This window comes from Paenibacillus sp. FSL R5-0928, from assembly GCF_037970385.1.
Classification (GTDB): Bacteria; Bacillota; Bacilli; order Paenibacillales; family Paenibacillaceae; genus Paenibacillus_AQ; species Paenibacillus_AQ odorifer.
In genome coordinates this window covers 676,438-697,452 of record NZ_CP150225.1, presented here as the reverse complement: position 1 = coordinate 697,452, position 21,015 = coordinate 676,438, and the positions used below count along the sequence as shown (strand labels likewise).

At 47.3% G+C, this 21,015-nt stretch carries 19 protein-coding genes and 1 pseudogene; 5 read left to right on the top strand and 15 right to left on the bottom strand.

The features are described 5' to 3' along the window. Positions 1-12: 12 nt before the first annotated feature. From MKZ16_RS03085 to MKZ16_RS03055, 7 genes are all read right to left on the bottom strand, one after another. Positions 13-1,305: a stalk domain-containing protein gene (locus MKZ16_RS03085; RefSeq protein WP_076106079.1), complete on the bottom strand. Its 1,293-nt coding sequence runs from the start codon at positions 1,303-1,305 to the stop codon at positions 13-15. A 106-nt stretch (positions 1,306-1,411) separates the two neighbouring features. Continuing rightward, positions 1,412-1,669: a hypothetical protein gene (locus MKZ16_RS03080; RefSeq protein ID WP_036679858.1), complete on the bottom strand. Its 258-nt coding sequence runs from the start codon at positions 1,667-1,669 to the stop codon at positions 1,412-1,414. A 15-nt stretch (positions 1,670-1,684) separates the two neighbouring features. Further along, entirely contained in the window at positions 1,685-2,569 is an 885-nt protein-coding gene (locus MKZ16_RS03075) for an inositol monophosphatase family protein (protein WP_036679857.1), read from the bottom strand. 268 nt (positions 2,570-2,837) lie between these two features. Then, complete coding sequence (uvsE, locus tag MKZ16_RS03070) at positions 2,838-3,845, bottom strand: UV DNA damage repair endonuclease UvsE (RefSeq protein WP_076106044.1); 1,008 nt, start codon at positions 3,843-3,845, stop codon at positions 2,838-2,840. Beyond that, positions 3,842-4,159: a hypothetical protein gene (locus MKZ16_RS03065; protein WP_036679853.1), complete on the bottom strand. Its 318-nt coding sequence runs from the start codon at positions 4,157-4,159 to the stop codon at positions 3,842-3,844. Before MKZ16_RS03065 ends, uvsE begins: the two co-directional genes overlap by 4 nt. Before the next feature lie 44 nt (positions 4,160-4,203). Then, positions 4,204-5,295, bottom strand: coding sequence for a D-alanine--D-alanine ligase (locus MKZ16_RS03060; RefSeq protein WP_036679852.1), 1,092 nt, complete (start codon positions 5,293-5,295; stop codon positions 4,204-4,206). 20 nt (positions 5,296-5,315) lie between these two features. After that, positions 5,316-6,350 carry an amidase domain-containing protein gene (locus MKZ16_RS03055; RefSeq protein ID WP_036679850.1) on the bottom strand — a complete coding sequence of 345 codons (1,035 nt, stop codon included), beginning with the start codon at positions 6,348-6,350 and terminating at the stop codon, positions 5,316-5,318. Positions 6,351-6,800: 450 nt separating this feature from the next. Between MKZ16_RS03055 and acnA the strand changes: the two genes are divergently transcribed. Then, the gene (gene acnA, locus MKZ16_RS03050; RefSeq protein ID WP_076106042.1) at positions 6,801-9,542 is read left to right on the top strand and encodes an aconitate hydratase AcnA; all 2,742 of its coding nucleotides are present in this window, start codon (positions 6,801-6,803) and stop codon (positions 9,540-9,542) included. Positions 9,543-10,631: 1,089 nt separating this feature from the next. Next, a complete protein-coding gene (locus MKZ16_RS03045; RefSeq protein WP_339204381.1) occupies positions 10,632-10,811 on the top strand; it encodes a hypothetical protein in 180 nt (59 codons plus the stop codon). Positions 10,812-11,538: 727 nt separating this feature from the next. Here the strand turns inward: MKZ16_RS03045 and MKZ16_RS03040 are convergent. After that, positions 11,539-12,282: an IclR family transcriptional regulator gene (locus MKZ16_RS03040; RefSeq protein ID WP_036676839.1), complete on the bottom strand. Its 744-nt coding sequence runs from the start codon at positions 12,280-12,282 to the stop codon at positions 11,539-11,541. Between the two features lie 296 nt (positions 12,283-12,578). On the opposite strand from MKZ16_RS03040, the gene MKZ16_RS03035 reads away from it, so the two are divergent. Beyond that, entirely contained in the window at positions 12,579-13,619 is a 1,041-nt protein-coding gene (locus MKZ16_RS03035) for an alpha/beta hydrolase (RefSeq protein WP_139329954.1), read from the top strand. Here MKZ16_RS03035 and MKZ16_RS03030 read toward each other — a convergent pair whose 3' ends face one another. Both MKZ16_RS03030 and MKZ16_RS03025 read right to left on the bottom strand, forming a co-directional pair. Next, complete coding sequence (locus tag MKZ16_RS03030) at positions 13,620-14,711, bottom strand: MATE family efflux transporter (RefSeq protein WP_256715524.1); 1,092 nt, start codon at positions 14,709-14,711, stop codon at positions 13,620-13,622. It abuts the gene before it with no gap. 8 nt (positions 14,712-14,719) lie between these two features. Continuing rightward, a complete protein-coding gene (locus MKZ16_RS03025) occupies positions 14,720-14,887 on the bottom strand; it encodes a hypothetical protein (RefSeq protein WP_256715522.1) in 168 nt (55 codons plus the stop codon). A gap of 255 nt (positions 14,888-15,142) precedes the next feature. Here MKZ16_RS03025 and MKZ16_RS03020 point away from each other — a divergent pair, with 255 nt between their 5' ends. Beyond that, positions 15,143-16,321: a Fe-Mn family superoxide dismutase gene (locus MKZ16_RS03020; protein ID WP_076105973.1), complete on the top strand. Its 1,179-nt coding sequence runs from the start codon at positions 15,143-15,145 to the stop codon at positions 16,319-16,321. 118 nt (positions 16,322-16,439) lie between these two features. Here the strand turns inward: MKZ16_RS03020 and folE are convergent, their stop codons facing one another. The 5 genes and pseudogenes from folE to MKZ16_RS02995 form a co-directional block, all read right to left on the bottom strand. Beyond that, positions 16,440-17,033, bottom strand: a complete 594-nt coding sequence (gene folE, locus MKZ16_RS03015) for a GTP cyclohydrolase I FolE (protein WP_036676830.1) — start codon at positions 17,031-17,033, stop codon at positions 16,440-16,442. A gap of 45 nt (positions 17,034-17,078) precedes the next feature. After that, positions 17,079-17,330 carry a YneF family protein gene (locus tag MKZ16_RS03010; protein ID WP_036676828.1) on the bottom strand — a complete coding sequence of 84 codons (252 nt, stop codon included), beginning with the start codon at positions 17,328-17,330 and terminating at the stop codon, positions 17,079-17,081. 171 nt (positions 17,331-17,501) lie between these two features. Continuing rightward, a pseudogene (gene queG, locus MKZ16_RS03005) lies at positions 17,502-18,656 on the bottom strand (tRNA epoxyqueuosine(34) reductase QueG); the annotation flags it as partial. Between the two features lie 35 nt (positions 18,657-18,691). Further along, positions 18,692-19,300, bottom strand: coding sequence for a signal peptidase I (gene lepB / locus MKZ16_RS03000; RefSeq protein WP_036676825.1), 609 nt, complete (start codon positions 19,298-19,300; stop codon positions 18,692-18,694). Between the two features lie 191 nt (positions 19,301-19,491). After that, positions 19,492-19,911 (bottom strand): GNAT family N-acetyltransferase, encoded by a 420-nt coding sequence (locus MKZ16_RS02995; protein ID WP_036676822.1) that lies wholly within the window; start codon positions 19,909-19,911, stop codon positions 19,492-19,494. Between the two features lie 484 nt (positions 19,912-20,395). Here MKZ16_RS02995 and MKZ16_RS02990 point away from each other — a divergent pair, with 484 nt between their 5' ends. Beyond that, positions 20,396-21,004, top strand: coding sequence for a superoxide dismutase (locus MKZ16_RS02990; protein ID WP_036676820.1), 609 nt, complete (start codon positions 20,396-20,398; stop codon positions 21,002-21,004). The last annotated feature ends 11 nt before the right edge of the window (positions 21,005-21,015 follow it).

Sequence of the window (21,015 nt, the reverse complement as noted above, 5' to 3'; positions counted from 1 at the left end):
TAGTATGCAGCTTTATGGATTTATGAAAGCAGTTCGCAGTTTGCTGCTGTAATTAACATCGAATCCAAGTCCTGTCGCCAAAGCGGCAAGGGGTAAGTAGGTTTTGTCCTCCTTACCTACCTTTTGCAGAAAAGCTGGAGTATCAATAGCCACGTTCTCTCCATTCACCTTAATAAATTTCGAGCCAATGGTGATCACAACGGTTCTTCCGCCATACACGATGGTAGCGCTGGAGGTTTTGTTATCCCACTTCCCGCTTGCGCCCACGGCATTTAGAATATCTTTCAGCGCCAAAAAATTCTGCCCATTTTTAAGGATAGGCTTATTGGGTGTATTCAACTCCACGCCCTTCACTACAATCGACATCGGTACCGATGCAGTAGCCATTGTAGCTACAGTAGGAACACGATACTCTCCCCATTGTAACTCCGCGAAAACCTTAGCAATAGTCTCATATCCAAGCTGCGTTGGGTGAAAATCAGTTTGCCCTGCTCCAATAATATGTGTCAGCGAGCCTTCTACCCCGGCAAACTTTGCCGCAACATGAGCTACAAGCACCTTCGCTCCCTCTTGATTTACGCTTGCAGCTACACTATCCGCTGCTTCCGTAAATTTGCCCGCTGCCGTCATTAGTCTGTTGTACATTTGACCAAGCGCGACCTTAGGGGCAGGTTGATATTGATCGGCCAGTATAATCGTCGCTTGCGGACTTACCGCACGAATATTCTCCAGCACTGCCTTCACATTTGTTTGATAATCCGCTAACCGCTGGTCCAGCTGTGTTTGGAAATCCGCATCCGTCAGCTCCTTGAACTGCAAGAACAGACTGCTTACATCATTCCCACCAATCGTAATGGTAATCAGATCAGCTTCCTTAAGCTCTGCTGCGATCTGCGGAGTTAGCTTCACGAACTGCTCTATTCGTGGATCTGGGAGACCTGCCTGAACTCCTTCAGCAGTAATCACTGAACCATCCTTGATTGCTCCTGTGTAATTACGTAATCCGGCCGTAGTCAGGCCTAGGATACCATAATTAGTAAGTGCACTTCTGCCATGATACCAGCCCTGCTCAAGCAATCTCTCCGCATAGCCGTATGGCTTGGTATTCACGTCCGTCATTCCTGGCTCGTAGCCAGCAGTAATGGAATCACCTAGAGCTACGATGCGAAAGACATCCTGCCCAGAGTCTTGTATTGCAGTCGTGTCAGCCGCATTTGCCGTGCCTGCTCCTACGCTAATCAGCGCAGATAACAAAAGCAGGCTGCTTATGCCAGCTGCCCAAATTTTTTTCCAATTGCCTAGCATCGTATCCCTCCCAAATTGTTCTAATTCCATTCTACCATCCCAGGGTAGCAACGCAAAAGAGCGGCCTCCTATATTCAGGAAACCGCCCCTCGCAAATCACTGGCTATTATTTGTCTGAATCTTCATCTGACTCTAACTTCTGCCCTGCACGCTCCAGATATTTATCATACCGGTCATCCAGCTCATATCCAATCTTACGATAACGCAATGTTTCTTCCACAATAGGATCGAGCGTAGTCTGAATACGAATTTCATATTTAGGTGAGATTTCCCGGATTTCTTTAGCCGTACGATCGCCTTGTTCCATCTCACCATCTACCAACATTTCGCTCAGCTTGCGTTCCAAATCATCCTTCTCACTCATGCTGTATCGTCCTCCCTAAAGCTTATATCCTGTTGCTTCAGCATTCTTCAGTGACGAAACCAAATATTCGTGAATGTGGCCATTACTTGCTACTACATGGCGTGTACCAATATCATATGAACGTCCTAGGGTATCCGTAATCTTGCCTCCTGATTCAAGTACAAGCAGTACTCCTGCTGCACAATCCCAAGGGCTTAAGCCCACTTCCCAATAGCCATCTACCCGGCCTGCCGCCACATAAGCTAAATGTAGAGCAGCCGCGCCTCCGGCACGAATACCACGAATCTGCGGAAGAATACTTTGCAGTCCGGCCATATTCACAGGTTGTGCAAACTCACGATCCGGCGGAAAGCCCATAGCGATCAGGCTGTCCCCAAAATCAGTCTCCGTAGAAACCGAGGTAGGAACACCGTGCATGTAAGCTCCCTTTCCTTTTTCAGCGACGAACATTTCATCACGAGTCGGATCATAAATAACGCCTACTGTTAGTTCACCGCGAATCACCAATGCTATGGAGACACAGTAAAAAGGAAATCCGTGTACGAAATTAGTCGTACCATCTACAGGATCTACAATCCACAAATATTCATGCTCACGAGCTTCTTCCAATGCAGCGGTAGCCGCTGCTGCTCCCGGGGAAACCCCTTCTTCCCCGAGAATGGCATGGTCGGGAAAATGTGTCAGGATCAGCCTGCGAATCATTTGCTCAACGCCTTTATCAACTTCCGTAACCAGATCTTGTGCTGAAGTCTTTGTATTCAGCTCCTTCACGAGACCCTGTCTGCTCTTTATCCATTCTCCTGCTTTGGCAGCCGCATTAATGGCCACCGCCGTATGTCCCTTGCTTGTTACTACATAGGGTTCACGTTCATTCTTACCCTCTGGATTTAAAGGACTCATATCTTCACTCCACTTTCTTGAACATAATCGCCAATGGCTTTAATTCTAAAGCAATCCTATTCACAATACCGTGCAATACGTCAAAACGTTCCCCAAGTTCCCAAACTTCCGCCAAAAGAGGACCCAATTCTCACCTGCGAGCATAAATGCCCTAGGTCCATATAAAGACGATAAGCGATTAAAGTTTCATTCAACGTACCCTATTTCAAGTTACATATCAAGTCATGATAGGACCCGTATTCGGGACCTATCTCCTTATTTTCATTGTTTAAGGTTCAATATTCACGCTTGCCCCATTTAATAAGGAAATTCCGTTACCAGCCTCAGCCAGCTCCTTCATAGCCTCCATCAATCCAAATAACGCGCCATCTTTTAGTTTCGCCTCAATCATAACATCGACAGCAGGCGTATCTGCGGCGATACGTTTCAGAAAAGCCAGCAAAGGCGCAGGTTCCACGCCATCCGCATGGCTGCGCGGATCAGACGGGCTGCGCGGACTGGAAACATGAATCTTAGGCGGCAAAAGCTCTCCCGAAGGAACATCCTTCTGTGCTAGCTCGCTTCGCCATGTCTTCAAAATGTCAGGCCACAGCTCCCAAGGGAGCTCTCCTTCATTATTCACCCATTGGTGGTGAATATCCAGCACCATCGGTAATCCTACGCTCTGACTGACTGCCAGTGTCTCCGGAGCTGTAAATGTCTTATCGTCATTTTCCAGCGTTATACGCTCCTGCAGCGCTGACGGCAGCGCGCGGAAATGCTCCTCGAATCGCTTCGCCGCTACAGGCTTGTCCCCATAAGCTCCGCCAATATGGATATTGTTCTTCGCCATGGCAGGAAGCCCCATAGCAACCAGCATGTCCACATGGTACTGCAAATCCCGTACGGAGTTTATCAGCACCTCCGGACGGGGTGTACTAAGTACTGTAAAGTGATCTGGATGAAAAGAAACACGCAGCCCGTGCTTTTTCACATATTGGCCCACTTCCGCAAATTCCTCGGCGAGCGCCGCAAACGGATTCCAGTCCTGCAAATCCGGATGCGTCGCCAGAGGAATGATTTTGGAAGTGAGGCGGTACACCATGATGTCCGAAGCCACATTATGCTTCATCAACCGCAGCGTATTATGCAGATTCATTCTAGCGATGTTCTCCAAACGCCGAAGTGCCGCTTCACGGTCATCCAGCTTCTTAAAAGAGGCCATCGTCATTGTCTTAGATGGGGAGCAGTCTTTGATAACGGTGGACATCGCTACATATCCGAAGCGGACAATCATCCCTGTGCTCCAAAAAACATTTCCTCAGCCAAAGCCGTCTGCACTCTGGACTCTTCTTCATTCAGCTTACGCACAAGCTCCATCTCTACCGCGGTAACCTCATGTCCTTGAAAATTAATCTCTGCAATCGAGGCTGAAATTTTGACAATGGCTACAGCTACGTTCTCAGGGGTGTAAGCAATAACCTTCTGACCTGTTGGATACACACGAAAGCCTTGTTTCACCATTTTGGTGCGCCCATATTCCAGCAGCTCGTACAGCTCTTGTTCACTCTTGAATTTGCAGACGGAGTTGAATTCTGTTTGAAAACCCATGTTCTTCTCTCCTTCCAGTCGGGATATTCCCGCTATAGCTTCTATTACTCATTGTCGTACTTAAGACCTTGTTTAAAATTATAGCGCTCCAAGGCTAACTCAATCATTCGGTCTAACAGAGCTCTATAAGATACACCCGTCTCACGCCACAATAGCGGATACATGCTGTAAGGAGTGAAACCAGGCATCGTGTTCACTTCGTTAATTAGAATTTTACCATCCGATTTTCGCAAGAAGAAGTCTGCCCGGGTAATTCCACTGCCCTCAATCGCTCGAAAAGCAACTATCGCGGACTCCCGCAAACGATCGGCCACTTCAGAATCCACTGGTGCAGGAATCATCATTTGCGATTTGCCGTCCGTATATTTGGCTGCGTAATCATAATATTCACCAGAAGAAACGATTTCACCCGGAACAGAGGCTTCTGGTTCATCATTTCCAAGCACGCCAACCTCTACCTCACGCGCATCCACAAACTCCTCAATAATAACTTTGGTGTCATAACGGAAAGCAAAATCAATTGCTTTTACAAGACTATCCTTATCAGCAGCCTTAGAAATACCTACACTTGAGCCTAGATTGGCAGGCTTCACGAATACCGGATATCCCAGTTTATCCTCTACACCAACAATCAACTCATGACGTTTTCTTTTCCAAGCGCTGATGTTGAAATAACAATACTCGCATTGATCCAGGCCGGCATCAGCGAACAGCTTCTTCATGACAACCTTATCCATACCTGCCGAAGAGGCAAGAACACCAGCACCGATGTAAGGAATATTCGCCATTTCGAACAACCCTTGAATCGTTCCGTCCTCACCATACGTGCCGTGCAGCAGCGGGAACATTACGTCCACTGTTTTGTCCGCACCGGATAACCCACTAAATACCACGTTCAGGGCTGTGCCCATATCTTCGGTCGCTTCTGCAAGCTTGAGCTGCTCCACTTGGCTGTAAGGCGCTGATAACTTCTCTCCAACCTTCCACAATCCCTGTTTTGAAATGTAAAAAGGTATAATCTCATATTTATCATAATCAAATGAGTTCATCACGGCAAAAGCCGTCTGTAGCGATACCTCATGTTCTCCTGATTTGCCCCCGTACACCAGCCCTACGGTTAGTTTTGCGTTCCCCATTCCCTTAACCTCTTTCTGTACTATAAGTAGTCGTTAATATGAAAAAAACGGTATTTCGTTTGATCAGTCCATGCGTAGGAATCACGATAGTCCCAATAGCGATGACGGCTGCTAACGGTACGTGCATTCACAAGCGGCATGCCTCCTGCATCAAAAGCTGTGACGATTGTGCTGTGCTGATACTGCCCGTTGCCATCCCAGTCATATTGAATGATATCGCCCAGCATCAATTGCTCCGGCCGCTCCATGACTTCCGCACGCAAGCCACTGCTCCGACTTCCGCTCAAATAGCGTTGCAGACTGTCTGATACAGCCCAGCTATAGCTCCACCATTCTTGTTTGCCTTGGTAACCTTTGTACCACCAGCCCGTTTCTCTTTTACCAGTATAGTTGATAGGTGCTCCCCCTGCAAAGAGACATTGGGAGACATAATTTGTGCAGTCCACCTCGAAGGTTTCGAACTCCGGATTGCCGTCTTTCCACCAGCGGTCGGCATACGCCACAGCTTCTTCACGGTTATAACGAACCTCTCTTGAACCGGCAATTTCTCCGAGAACATTCCGGTTAAGCAGGGGCTGTGATGGCAGCGGTGCCGGCAAAGCCTCTCCCCATTTGGATAGTCTGCCCGATAGCTCTACCTCTGCCCGATGAACCGTATTTCTTTCAGGGACACTTCGTTCCACTCCAGCAATCTCCCAGCCCCCACCGTCCCGTACAAAGGTCAGCCGCTCCAGCTCGATAATATCCTCGCGGTGGTTAACGCCGCCTTTTTCATAATAAAGCGCACTATGCAGTGTAACCTCTGCTACTACCTCGGTCGGAGTCTGCCGGACGGTCCGCAAAGTCTTAACCCCTGTCTCTCCGCGCAAAGGAGTTATCCCACGTTCTTTATACCACTCAGCAAGACGTCTTGAACGCTCCCCTTGTTCTACCAGAAAACGCGGATCCTTAACGGACACGGAAACGGTATGCGATGATGACTTAGGCTCCACCCTGGCCTTATTCACTTGATCAACATATACATAAAGACTTTGCTTCCACTGTTGTTCCATTATACTCGCGCCCCTTCTTTCCCTTTTAACTGCTGTTCTATGTATATGAAAGGAAACAGGCCGCTATACAGATCGGTTGAATAGTTAAGGATGTTTCAAGTAAAAACTCTAACCCCAAGTACGACATCTCAATCAAACATCGACAACGAGGACCATATCACCTAATAACTGAGGAAGAGAAATTCTGCCTGCATTTCCCCTAATAAATAAGTAAAACCAAGGATTCCGGTGAATTCCTTCGTATTATCTCCTTTTAATGGCTCTTTTTGAGGTAAAAAGAATATCCCGAAACGATACAATATAACAATGGAAGGGTAGCTTGGCATTTTCTCAGGCATAATTCGGGCTTTAGATGTAGGAAAAAAAACTTTACTCCCCACTTTGTAACCGTTATAATTAAGCTAGAAGCAATTTGAAATTGGGTTTCATTAGACGAAACAAGGAGGCGCATATATGCCAAGCAAGGATCATTTTTCATTGGCTCGGACCCTGGAATCAGGCGGCAAATCTTATCGCTATTATGATCTGAAGTCCCTTGAGGAACAAGGATTGGGCTCTATTTCTTCCCTGCCTTTTTCGATCAAAGTCCTACTAGAGGCTGCTGTTCGTCAGTTTGACGGACGGGCAATTACTGAAGAACATGTGAAACAACTGGCCGATTGGTCAGGTGACATTGACCGTAATAAAGAAATTCCATTTATCCCTGCTCGTATCGTGCTTCAGGATTTCACCGGAGTTCCGGTAGTCGTGGATCTCGCAGCTATGCGTGATACTGTAAAAAAAGCCGGAGGAGATCCTAAACAGATCAATCCGCTTGTCCCGGTTGACCTTGTAATTGACCACTCTGTCATGGTTGATGCTTTCGGTACAGCAGACGCCTTGGAATACAATATGAACGTTGAGTTCGAACGCAACGAGGAGCGTTACCGTTTCCTTCGTTGGGCACAGACAGCTTTTAACAACTTCCGTGCAGTTCCACCGGCAACAGGTATCGTGCACCAGGTAAATCTAGAGTATTTAGCTTCCGTTGCCACTACTAAAACTATCGATGGTGAAACTGTCGTTTATCCAGATTCCCTTGTAGGAACGGACTCCCATACCACGATGATCAATGGTCTGGGTGTTGTGGGCTGGGGTGTAGGTGGCATTGAGGCTGAAGCAGGAATGCTTGGACAACCGCTCTATTTTGTTACACCTGATGTAGTGGGCTTCAAGCTTACAGGCAGCCTTATCGAAGGGGCTACAGCAACGGATTTGGCACTGACAGTAACTGAAATGTTGCGTAAAAAGGGCGTAGTCGGCAAATTCGTCGAATTCTACGGACCCGGCCTTGCTAACATCAGTCTGGCTGACCGGGCAACTGTTGCCAACATGGCGCCAGAATACGGAGCAACTATTGGTTTCTTCCCTGTAGATGACGAGACACTCGCTTATCTTCGCAGCACGGGTCGTCCGGATGATCTGGTGGCGTTGGTTGAATCTTATTACAAAGCGCAAGGGATGTTCCGTACCTCGGATACGCCAGACCCTGAGTTCAGCGATGTGATTGAGCTTGACTTAGCTTCTGTCGTTCCTAGCTTGGCTGGACCAAAACGTCCGCAAGACCGGATCGAACTTACGCATATGAAAGAAAATTTCGAAGGCATTATCCGTACACCTGTAGACAAAGGCGGTTATGGTCTCAGCGATGAGAAAATCGCTCAAGTCGTAGAAGTACAGCACAAAAACGATACTACTAGCAAGCTCAGCACAGGTGCAGTCGTAATCGCAGCTATTACTAGCTGTACGAATACTTCTAACCCTAGCGTTATGCTTGGAGCAGGTCTTTTGGCGAAAAAAGCTGTGGAACGTGGTCTGACCAAACCAGATTACGTTAAGAGCAGCTTGACTCCAGGATCCTTGGTGGTTACTGAATACCTGCAAAAAGCAGACTTGCTGAAGCCACTCGAAGCATTAGGCTTCTACTTGGCTGGTTATGGCTGTGCCACTTGTATCGGTAACTCCGGTCCATTGCCTGAAGAAGTTAGTCAAGCCATTACTGACAATGACATGACCGTAGCCGCAGTCATCTCCGGTAACCGGAACTTTGAAGGCCGCGTACATGCTCAGGTAAAAGCTAACTACTTGGCCTCACCGCCGCTCGTAGTTGCTTACGCACTGGCTGGTACAGTAAATATCGATTTGCAGACTGAGCCACTTGGATTTGATCCACAAGGTGAGCCAGTATTCCTGAAAGATATCTGGCCAACTACTGCTGAAATTCGTGAAGCCATTGGTCTCTCCCTTAGTCCGGAGATGTTCCGTAGCAAATACGAAAATGTATTCACCGCTAACGAACGTTGGAATTCGATTCCTGTTCCGCAAGGCGAGCTGTATGAGTGGGATGATAATTCCACGTACATCCAGAATCCGCCATTCTTCGAACATCTGGCAGACGGTCTGGGAGACATCAAGGATATCAAAGATGCACGCGTTCTAGCGCTGCTTGCTGATTCCGTGACAACCGACCATATCTCACCAGCGGGTAATATCTCTACCTCTGGTCCTGCTGGCGAATATTTGCGCGATCATGGTGTAGAACGTGCAGACTTCAACTCCTACGGCTCCCGCCGCGGAAACCACGAAGTCATGATGCGCGGTACGTTCGCTAACATTCGGATTCGTAACGCAGTAGCTCCTGGTACAGAAGGCGGCGTTACTACCTTCTTGCCAAGCGACGAGGTTATGTCCATCTATGATGCTTCCATGCTCTATCAGGATGCTGGACAAAATCTGATCGTCATCGCTGGTAAGGAGTACGGTACAGGAAGCTCACGTGACTGGGCAGCTAAGGGTACGCTTCTGCTTGGCGTTAAAGCAGTTATCGCTGAAAGCTTTGAGCGGATTCACCGCAGCAATCTGGTCGGTATGGGTGTACTCCCACTTCAATTCCAAGAAGGCCACGGCTGGAGCAGCTTGGGACTGACCGGACGCGAGACCTTCAATATTACTGGTCTCGATAACAACGTGGCACCAAGTCAAGAGCTAACTGTCACGGCTACCCGTGAAGACGGCACACAATTCGATTTCCCTGTCATTGCACGACTCGACAGTACAGTCGATATTGATTACTATCGCAACGGCGGTATCCTGCAGACTGTTCTTCGCCAGATGCTGGCAGATGCTACAGACTCTTCCGCGGTGTCGGTAGAATAGGTTTAAAGTAACTTAAAAAGGGACTGTTTCACGGCCATGAGTGGCTGTGAGCAGTCCCTTTTTTATGGGGTGGTTCCAGCAGCCAATTTGTGGCGGGTGGGGTGCCCTTGTCTTTTGGATCTTCACCATTGCTGCGTTGCTGGTTCCAAACTCCAAGCGTCGTTTGATTCGATGATATTCGCGCATAGGAGCAGCTCGAAGCAATTCACGGACAACTTACGGAATCAGCCGGCTTTAAACGTAGCTATATCCGACTTCGGGACCTGTAAGCCTCGGGCATCAGTAGGATTCGGCGCTATCGGACTCAGCTGACCTTATACGCTGGATTATCCGATATTTGGCGTGCTGTCGGACTTAGATGACTCTATACGCTCGATTATCCGACTTTTGGCGTGCGATCGGACTCCATAGTCGCTATTGGCATGAAAAACACACTAAAGGTTCCCGTTTTGGTCGAATAGCTGCACTGGGGTCCGCAACTCTGCCAAACTGGCTGTAAATTCGCAAATAGCGTCCCCTAAGTCCGCACGCCTCAGGAGACGCCTAGGATTCCGCGCTATCGGACCCAGATGACTCTATACGCTCGAATATCCGACTTTTGGCGTGCGATCGGACTCCATAGTCGCTATTGGCATGAAAAACACACTAAAGGTTCCCGTTTGGGTCGAATAGCTGCACTGGGGTCCGAAACTATGCCCAAAAGGCTTTAAATGGGCTAATAGCGTCTTCTGAGTCCGCACGTCTCAGGGGACGCCTAGGATTCCGCGCTATCGGACCCAGATGACTCTATACGCTCGAATATCCGACTTTTGGCGTGCGATCGGACTCCATAGTCGCTATTGGCATGAAAAACACACTAAAGGTTCCCGTTTGGGTCGAATAGCTGCACTGGGGTCCGAAACTATGCCCAAAAGGCTTTAAATGGGCAAATAGCGTCTTCTGAGTCCGGAAGCCTCAGGGAAGATCTAAATAACAACCCGAGATTACTTGTGTACGAGTTATGAGATACGTGGGTTCGTTGACTCGTGGGTTCGTGGGTTCGTGGGTTCGTGGGTTCATTGGCTCGTGGGTTCGTGAGTTCGTGAGTTCATGAGTTCATTGGTTCGTGGGTTCATTGACTCGTGGGTTCGTGGGTTCATTGGCTCGTGGGTTCGTGGGTTCGTGGGTTCGTGGGTTCGTGGGTTCGTGAGTTCGTTGACTCGTGGGTTCGTGGGTTCGTGGGTTCCTTGGCTCGTGGGTTCGTTGACTCGTGGGTTCGTGAGTTCATGAGTTCATGAGTTCATTGGTTCGTGGGTTCATTGACTCGTGGGTTCGTGAGTTCATTGGCTCGTGGGTTCGTGAGTTCGTTGGCTCGTGAGTTCGTGGGTTCATTGGCTCGTAAGTTCGTTGGCTCGTGAGTTCGTGGGTTCATTGGCTCGTAGGTTCGTGGGTTCGTGAGTTCGTTGGCTCGTGAGTTCGTTGGCTCGTGGGTTCGTGAGTTCGTTGGCTCGTGAGTTCGTTGGCTCGTTGGCTCGTTGGCTCGTAGGTTCATTGGCTCGTGGGTTCATTGGCTCGTGGGTTCATGGGTTCGTGGGTTCGTGGTGGTTTCTCTACCCTCCCGCCCCTCCGTCCCTCTGCCTATCTAGGCCCTGGGTTCAAACGCTCGTGCCTCAGCATTACGAGTTACTGAGGCTCCCAAAGGTACGTATATTCACTGAAGCTCACCATACAAACGCAAGGTGGGGAGCCGTTAGTTAGTCATCAGTTAGCTGTTGATTAGCCATCAGTTACGCATCTATCATCCCATCAGCTACCCGTCAGACCGTCAGTTACCCATCAGTTACCCATCAGTCACTCATCAGTCACTCATCAGGCCATCAATTCCCCCTCAGTTACCCATCGTTTCCTGCCACTTTACCCACAATCGACTAAGCATCCCTCCCCAAAACATCAAAACAGCGATCCTCCAGTAACAGAGAGATCGCTGCTTAGTTTCTTATATGTCTCAGCCAGCGAATTAAGGAATCATCATGCCCATTTCACTAGCCGCTTCCTTCAGTACCGCGGCATATTCCACTAACGTATCCCTTGATAGGCGACTTACTGGACCTGACAGTGATAACGCCGCGATCACATTTCCACTGCGCCCCGTAACAGGCACCGCCACCGCGGCCGCGCCGGGCTCGCGTTCCTCGAAACTGGTGGCATATCCGAGCCGGATAATGTCATTAAGCTGCTCTTGATAGACATCCTTCTCAACGTAGTCCGGCCATCCCGAACTCTCCAGCAATTCTTTCAGCACCTCTGGAGGAGCATAGGCTGCCAGCACTTTACTTGATGCGCCCACAGATAAAGGCAATCTCGCACCGATCTGCGCCACTCGCCGTATGGCCTGCTGACTCTGAACCGCCTGAATCCGCACACGTTCTATGCCGTCGCGTAAGTATAAACTAACGGTCTCCCCTAGCCGATCCCGCAGCCGTTCCATTGACGGCAACAATACCGCAGCCGACTCATCAAAAGCAGGCAAATGCGTAGACAATTCCCAAATTCGTATACCCAGGCTGTATTTCTCAGTGGCCGGATTACGAATGAGGAAGCCCTTTTCCTCCAAGGTTGCCAGCAGCCGATGGACGGTACTTTTATGTAAATCAATCTTTGAAGCGATCTCCGTCAACCCTAAATCTCTGTCCTGCGTAAAACAAAGCAATATATCAAGCGCACGTTCTACCGCACGCACTGTAAGCTTTCGGTCCTCCATGACAATCTCCCCCTCGTGTTTCATCAAATGAAACTCGGTTACATTATAACTAACTCTATCTTAGTGCAAAACTCTATGGAAAGTCCAGTATATTCACTCCTCCGGAGTTGTGCCAAAAATGTGCCGGAAAAGGTTGGGCCGCACTTTACAGTTACATTACAAAAGCGTCTAATTCATTGACTTTGTAAGGGCTTTTTCATACGATTAACATATTAAATTATCTACTGATGCTTTAGAATCATTTTTACAAATTCTTCTAGGCACTAGTACTCACATCATTCTTAGGAGGGGACCATATGGATCTGGCAACTCGCCAAACCGGCACAACCGTCTCCCGTCGACCTAAACTACCTAAACAAGGCAGTTCGTCCCGGCTATCGCTGCGGATGATTCGTGTGAAGCATATTATCGTTGCACTGCTATTATCTATTTTTTTCTTTTTAGCCTTCTGCTTTGTCTCACTTCATGGCTATATCGCCTGGGTATTATCTAATCCAACGGTCGCACCTCTGTATTCCAATCCCATGCAGGCCAAAGGTCTCGCATACGAGGATGTGACGTTTCCAGCTAAAGACGGCAGTCGAATGATGAGCGGCTGGTATATTCCCTCCGAAGGGGCTACCAAAACGATCGTGTTCAGCCATGGCTATGGCGCCAACCGTGAAGAATCTTGGGTACCTATGTACGATCTCGCTCACTATGCACACAGTCTGAATTTCAATGTCGTGATGTTTGATTACGGCTTTGCTGCCCAAGGCAACAAGGATATTGCAACCGGGGGTAAAAAAGAATCCCAGCAGCTTCTAGGCGCTATTGATTTTGCTAAGGAACGTGGAGCTGAGGAGTTAGTTGTATGGGGCTTCTCCATGGGAGCAGGCACAGCACTGCAAACAGGATTAGTATCAGAGGACATTGACGCGATGATTCTGGACAGTACCTTTTTGTTAGAGCCAGATACGCTGTATCATAATATTAAGCAAAATATTGATCTGCCCCGCCAGCCTTCCCTGGCGATTATGGAAATGCTGTTCCCAGTTCTGAACGGTACGGGGCTGAATCAAATTCCTTATGCGAAGGTCAAATCCGAAGATTATCCTTTCCCTATTCTACTCATGCATGGAACCGAAGATGATAAAGCTCCTTATCCTATTGCAGAAAAGCTGGCCGCGAACCAAAGCAATCCGTTCTCAGATTCCTGGGTCGTAGAGGGCAGCCATCATGAATTGCTGTTCCGTGAGCACCCGCGTGAGTATTTGCGGCGAGTCTCTGCTTTCTTAGGAAATGTTCAACTAGCCAAAACCTACAATGGCAATCAGCCGGCGATGGCAAGTAACTAGTTAAGCACTACAATCCGCCTCTGTCCCCTGATGGGTCAGTTGCTTCAACCATTTACCACGGCGAAAACGCACGTAACCTATAACCAATCGAACAGCCTCTTCCAGGGACAGAAAGAAGTATACCCAGGGAAGAGGCTGTTTCCATCCCCATGACAACAGTAGCCCTAGAGGCACCCCAAGCAACCAAGTTGTAGAGGCTTCCATAATAAAGACGAACTTACTATCGCCACCACTCTGCAGAATCCCTCCCGCAATCATCATATTGCCCACCTTTATCCATAAAAAAAGAGCAAAAAAGCAGATAACAGAAGTGGCCATTCGGCGTTCTTCCACTGTTAAGTTAAAGGCTGAGACGTAGAGCGGGGCTAGAACAGCAATAAGAACACCAAGCAGCAATGAAATCCCTACTCCTATTCGAACAAAAAAACGAGCATACTGAAAAGCACCTGCATTATTATTCTCTCCCAGCTTATGTCCGACCATAATCCCAGCTGCACCAGAAAGCCCAGCCAGAAGTCCAATCGTCAACCCCTGCAGCGGAAAGGTCACTGTCATAGCGGTCATCTCTGCTGTGCCCATACGGCTATATATTACGGAATAACAAGCTTCACCTAAAACCCAAACCAATTCCGTTAAAACAATAGGCGCTATCGTTCTTAAAAAAGGTATACACAGCGCTTTCGAAAACGAACTCAGCTCCTTAATTCCTCCGGCACCCGGCAGTTTCCCGCGATACACAGCTCCGATGATCAAGGTACTTTCGACTATACGTGAGATTAACGTTGCATATGCCGCACCTGCAAGTCCAAGCTCTGGAAACCCCCAATGCCCAAAAATAAGCGCATAGTTTAAAATAATATTCAGTCCTACAGCAGCTATGCTCACACCCATTGGATACTTTACATGTCCTGAACTTCGTAGAACCGCCGAATAGAGCATCGTCAACATCGTTGGAATATAACTGAGGGCAACGATTTTTAGAAAAATGTACCCCTTCTCCAACACTTCTTTATCCGTTGTAAAAATAGACAGGCATAGCCGAGGGTTGAAAAAAACAACTATCGTAAATGAACCCGACAATATCAGGCCAATTCCAAGACTTAATCCCAGTAGTGGTGTGATGCTCTTTCGATCTTTACTCCCCCAAGCTGCCCTACCATCAATTGATCTACTAAATACAGCACCGCCATGACTAGACTTTGGAGGGATATCGGTACCGCTAATTTTAACAGCTGATTATAAAATTGTTTCTTCTCAAGCTTGTTCATACCCTCATCTCATTTCTCAAAGTTTTTCTGCTACCCCAAAGGATTTCATTAATCGGTCCACACGACAAAAAAAGGTACACCCTCCTTTTCGCGAGGTTGTACCTTTCGGTATCATTGCCTTTATTTTCCTGTATTATTTCACCATATCAAACGGTTGTCAACGATATTATTATCGCGTTCTTATGCTCTTCATAAGCTATCATGAGCACACATATAATGGACTGATGAAGACATATCACGGGAGGTTTTCTTGGAATGTTATATGTATACGGGCCGATGCTGCCAGTACGTATTTTAGAAGAAATCGTATTCTGGAAAACACAAGAGAAAGAGCATACCGAGGTTATCAAAGCAATCGTACCTAACCTGGAGGAGCCCTATGTTAAACTGCTGGATGAATGGGCGGTGGTCTTCGGTGCCACAGAGATGGCCGCTCAACAGTTATTGAATTCTGCCCTCTCTGCTTCTCCACCAAGTCAGGCTGAACTCACTGCGGAAACAGAAAAGCTGCTGCACATCTCCTGTACCCAATCCCAAGAATTTGTTCGGCAGCTTTTTGCCATCATGGAAAGCAGCGCAGCCGTCAAAGCCGTCCCCCTTGCTACCACTGTGATCCTGCATATTATTCGTGAATCAGAGTATTTCCTTGCCGTACTACACACTTTGAGCTCGCCCGGACAGCTCACGCAAATTATGAGAGATTATACAGCAGCCGACTATGTCGTAAGAACAGAAGAGGACAATGTCACGCGGAATGAGGGACTTATTCCTTCTACAGATACTATCCTTGATATTCGTGAAATGAGTGCTGTGCCAATTGGCGGGCATACACTGCCTCCATTGCCTTATGCTTATAATGCGCTGGAACCATACATCGATGAGAAAACCATGCGGATTCATCATGATAAACACCATCAAAGTTATGTAGATGGACTAAACAAAGCGGAGAACAAGCTAGCCGAGGCTCGCAAGAAAGGAGATTTCGATCTTGTTAAGCATTGGGAACGGGAGCTAGCCTTTAATGGGGCTGGCCACTATCTCCATACAATCTTCTGGAACGTAATGTCACCTCAAGGTGGCGGGCGTCCAACTGGAGCCTTACTGGAAGCCATTGAACAAAGCTTCGGCAGCTATGACAACTTCAAGAAACAGTTCACAGAAGCTGCGAATAAGGTTGAAGGTGGCGGCTGGGCTATTCTCGTCTGGAGTCCACGCAGTCATAGACTGGAGATTTTGACTGCGGAGAAACATCAGAACCTGTCACAATGGGACGTTGTTCCGTTACTGGCTCTGGATGTATGGGAGCATGCCTATTACCTTAAACATCAGAATAATCGGGCCGATTATATTGAGGATTGGTGGAAGGTCGTTAACTGGCCTTACGTCTCAGAACGTTATGCTGCTGCCAGTAAACTGGCCTGGAAGCCCTTTTGATATTATTTCAATTCACAGTGAACATCACTCTTATTCCCACAGCCTGACCAAAAAGGACCCATCATTCACATTACGTGAACGATGGGTCCTTCCAATTTCGAGGTATGCACCCCGATATTTATTCCTTAATCAAGCTTAGAAACTCCGCACGAGCGGCGGCATCCTCACGGAAGACCCCTCTAGTAGCCATAGTTACCGTTTTGCTGCCTGGCTTCTTCACTCCGCGTGCACACATACACAGATGCTCTCCCTCCACAACAACCATAACACCGTGGGGGCCTAACACCTCCGTCATAATATCAGCAATTTGCGCCGTAATGCGCTCTTGAACCTGTAGACGCCGGCTTACTGCTTCAACAAGCCGAGCTAATTTGCTGAGCCCAGCAATACGTCCGCTCGGAATGTATCCTATATGCACTTTACCAAAGAAAGGAGCCATGTGGTGTTCACATTGGCTGTAATAGACGATATCCTTAACGATCACTAGCTCTTCATGAGACTCATCAAAAGTAACGCCGAGCGCTTCGCGGGGATCTATCGAATAACCGCCGAATATCTCCTCGTACATCCGCGTAACACGTGCCGGTGTTTCCAGCAGTCCCTCGCGGCCGGTATCTTCACCGATTAATTCTAATATTTTCTCAACGTGATACTCGATTTGCTCACGGTTCTCTGCAACTTTACCGTTCACATATTCCTTGATGTTCCCCATGATGTCTCCCCCTTCCGCACCCGTATACATGTTATCCGGACCCGGTTACTTACTTCTACGTTTATTCCCTTTAGCTGCTCCAGGGCGCGCACCTGGCTGTCCCTGAGTCTTCATCATTTGCTGGGCACGCTGCATTTGCTTCCCGTTCAGGTTATAACCCATTTGCTTTGCAACCTTTTGCAGCATTTCAGGATCATTCTGCATGTTTGTCATTTGTTTGCGCAGATAATATACACCGATGAAAAAACCACCGATGAGACCTACGACCAATGTAATAATAGGTAATGCGATACTCATCTAAAGCCCACCTCTACACTCTATTGTCTGCATCGCCATATGGCACGCGAATCTATCATAGCATTTCAGGAACTGGACAGCAATTGGCAATATGCAACCTGTCTATGAACTTTTTCCTCCATTAATATCGCTGTCCTCCCGTGCCTTCTTCCCAGTAAGGAGCACATCCTGCGCCCGGCTTAGCATTTCCCTCACCGTGCCATCCTCCTCGCGCTCTAAACCCGCTTCTACAGCCGCTAGAGCCTCATCACCGCCAATACGTCCAAGCGCCCAAGCAGCAGTGCCCCGCATCTCTGGCCGCGGTTCTTTCAGAACAATTTCTGATAGCTTTGGCACAGCCCCGGCTTCCTTGAAATTGCCTAGGGCAATGATCGCATTTCGCTGCATCGGCTTTTTGCCTCTCCAGGCTGCTGAGCTATTGCCGAATCTCTCTTTGAACTCACGATTGCTAAGATCCAGAATCGGCAGCAGCAGCGGCTTCACGATTTCAGGATCAGGTTGCATCTGAGGGCGATGATTCCAGTTCTTACCTCTATTCTTGGGACATACAATCTGGCAAGTATCACAGCCGTATAGACGGTTGCCGATCTTGGTCATATACTCCTCGCTAAGGAACCCTTTAGTCTGCGTCAAAAAAGAAATACAAGCCTGTGCGTTAAGCTGCCCCGGACCCACCAGCGCTCCGGTCGGACAAGCATCAATACACTTGGTACACTCCCCGCAGCCTTCTTCAACAGGTTCATCCGGAGCAAAAGGAATGTTCGTAACCATTTCCCCAAGATAAATCCATGATCCCCATTTGGGCGAGATGATAGAACAATTTTTGCCGCTAAAGCCTATTCCCGCTCTTTCCGCTACCGCTCTATCTACTAGAACACCGGTGTCCACCATGCTTTCCAGCACAGCCTCCGGTACACGCTCGTGAATAAATTCCTCTAGCTTACTTAAGGCTTCCCTCAGCACATGGTGATAATCCCTGCCCCAAGATGCCCGGGCGAGGATGCCCCTACGTGCACCCGGCTCAGATTTAGGAGGTTTCTCCATTTTAGATGGATAAGCTACTGCAATCGAAATAATAGATAACGGCTTGTCTCCAGAAGACAATGCTGGAACTGTCCTTTTATCCAGATCGGGTTCCTCGAAGCCAGATTCATATCCTTTGTCCCGATGGTCTTGCAGTATATTTTTTAAATATAAAAAAGGTTCTGCTGTTGTAAACCCGATATCATCAATACCGAGTGATGTCGCAGCCTCCTGAATCTCTGCTTTAAGCTGTGCCCACTTGGAAGGCGGGGGAGCATACGATGACTGAAATGTATTGGTCATTTCCGCCTTCTCCTTTCATATCTTCGCTTACTTTCTTATAATCTATTCAGTTTTGACAGAGGCCACCATATATAATCAGCCCTGCCGACAATCATATCCTGTGAAATAGAGCCGAAGTAACGGCTGTCCTTGCTGGCTGATGCATGACGGTTATCGCCCATTACAAAATAATTGCCACCTTCTACGGTTAACGCTGCAAAATCCGGATCTTCAATCTCAGTATCGATATAGGGCTCATTCACTATTTTTCCATTTACGTATAACTGATGATTCCGTACCTCTATGATATCTCCAGGTATGCCAATCACCCGCTTCACTAAATACTCCTTATGACTAGGACCGGTACTTGGATCATGAAGAATGACAACATCACCATGTTTTGGATTTACGAACAGCAATGAAATTTTATTAATGAAGAGCCTTTCTCCTTCCCAGAGTGTTGGCTGCATAGACTGACCTTTAACTGTTGATATATTGAACACAAAAACATTAAGAACAGACATCACAGCAAAAACAATCACAGCTGTAAGCAGCCAATCCTTCATTTCCGAGACCAAACGACCGCCCAGGGTAGTCTTGGATCTGGAGGATCTATGTCTTTGTTTCCTATTTCTCGTGTAATCTACTTGGGGCTCCTGATTCAATATGTCACCTCTTGTTCTCAATAATTGAAGATTATACTTGCAGATATTATAACAATAAAAAAGCATATCTCCCAGCCATTAGCAATGGACTTCTGGGAAATACGCTCGAGTATGAATGAAACAGACTATATCGTCAGCTATAGTTCTTTTTTCTAGAAAATGTTTCCGCTTTCGCAGCTGAGTGATCAAAATTACCCAACAATGCTCAGCTTCCGGACAGATTTGAAGATTTGATTCTCGCTATATCCCATAGCTTCATACAATGGCAAAGCAAAAGAATTATGCTCATCGACGGCTACATAGATACCACTGACTTTACGAGCTTGAAACCTGGATTCCATAGCCGATACCAGACTTCTGCCGACTCCTCTGCGGCGATAATCAGGATGTACAGCAATCCGGAAATAACAACCGTGGTTTTTCTCAATCGTACCAATCAGTGCTCCAACAATTTCTTCTTCATCTTCCGCAACTACAATGAGATCTGAATCCCATGAAAGCTGCCTGGAGAAAGGCTCGATAGTGTTCTCGAAACACTCTTCCGATAATGCGGTTTGCAGCAAATCAGTCACAGGGCTAACGTCGCTTAATTGAAAGGAACGAACGTGCATTCTTTAAAATCTCCCTTGTCTATGGCTTATGAATTTAACAAAAAGAAGGGGTTCCCTTAACATAGAGAAAATAAAAAAAAGCATCAAATACCGAGGAATACCTGCTTTTAAATCTATTAAAGCACACTTTTCTCGTGATATCATCATTTTTCTTTTGAAAGCGCTTAATATCAAGCGTTTACATTTTAGATGGGGTTCATTTCTTCATTAAAAGGGTATTTATAAGGATATATGTCTATAGGATTGGGGACTATTAATTTTAACATTCCAAATACAATTGTAAAACCCTTTCCCTCTCCAATTATACTTTATAAACATTTATGTTTGTTTAGTGTTGCATTATTGGTCTAGATACGGTTTAATTAAGGTATCCTATCGGGCGAATACCCTATAGTACATATTTACAATAAAGGATTTTGACGTTAGTTCGCCAGAATTCTTTATCTATAACAAAATTCTAATATAACTCAGGAGGGATTTTTCCATGGCATTTCAATTACCGGCACTTCCTTATCCGAACAACGCACTCGAACCACACATCGACGCATTGACGATGGAAATTCACCATGACAGACACCATAACACATATGTAACTAATCTGAATGCAGCTTTGGAAAAAGCACCTGAATTGCAAAGCAAAAGCATTGAAGAGCTTCTTACAGATCTGAACGCTGTACCTGAAGCTATCCGTACTGCTGTTCGCAACAATGGTGGCGGACACGCTAACCACACCCTGTTCTGGGAAGTTATCGGACCAAACGGCGGCGGCGCACCAACTGGTGCATTGGCTGAAGCTATCGATAAGGAACTGGGCGGATTCGAAAAATTCAAAGAAGATTTCGCAGCAGCAGCAACTACTCGTTTCGGCAGCGGCTGGGCTTGGCTAGTTGTTAAAGATGGCAAACTGGCAGTAACAAGCACACCTAACCAAGACAACCCAATCAGCGAAGGCGCTACTCCAATCCTCGGATTGGATGTATGGGAGCACGCTTACTACCTGAACTACCAAAACAAACGCCCTGATTACATCAAAGCGTTCTGGAACGTAGTAAACTGGGAAGAAGTTGGCAAACGTTACGAAAGCGCAAAATAAGAAATTACATT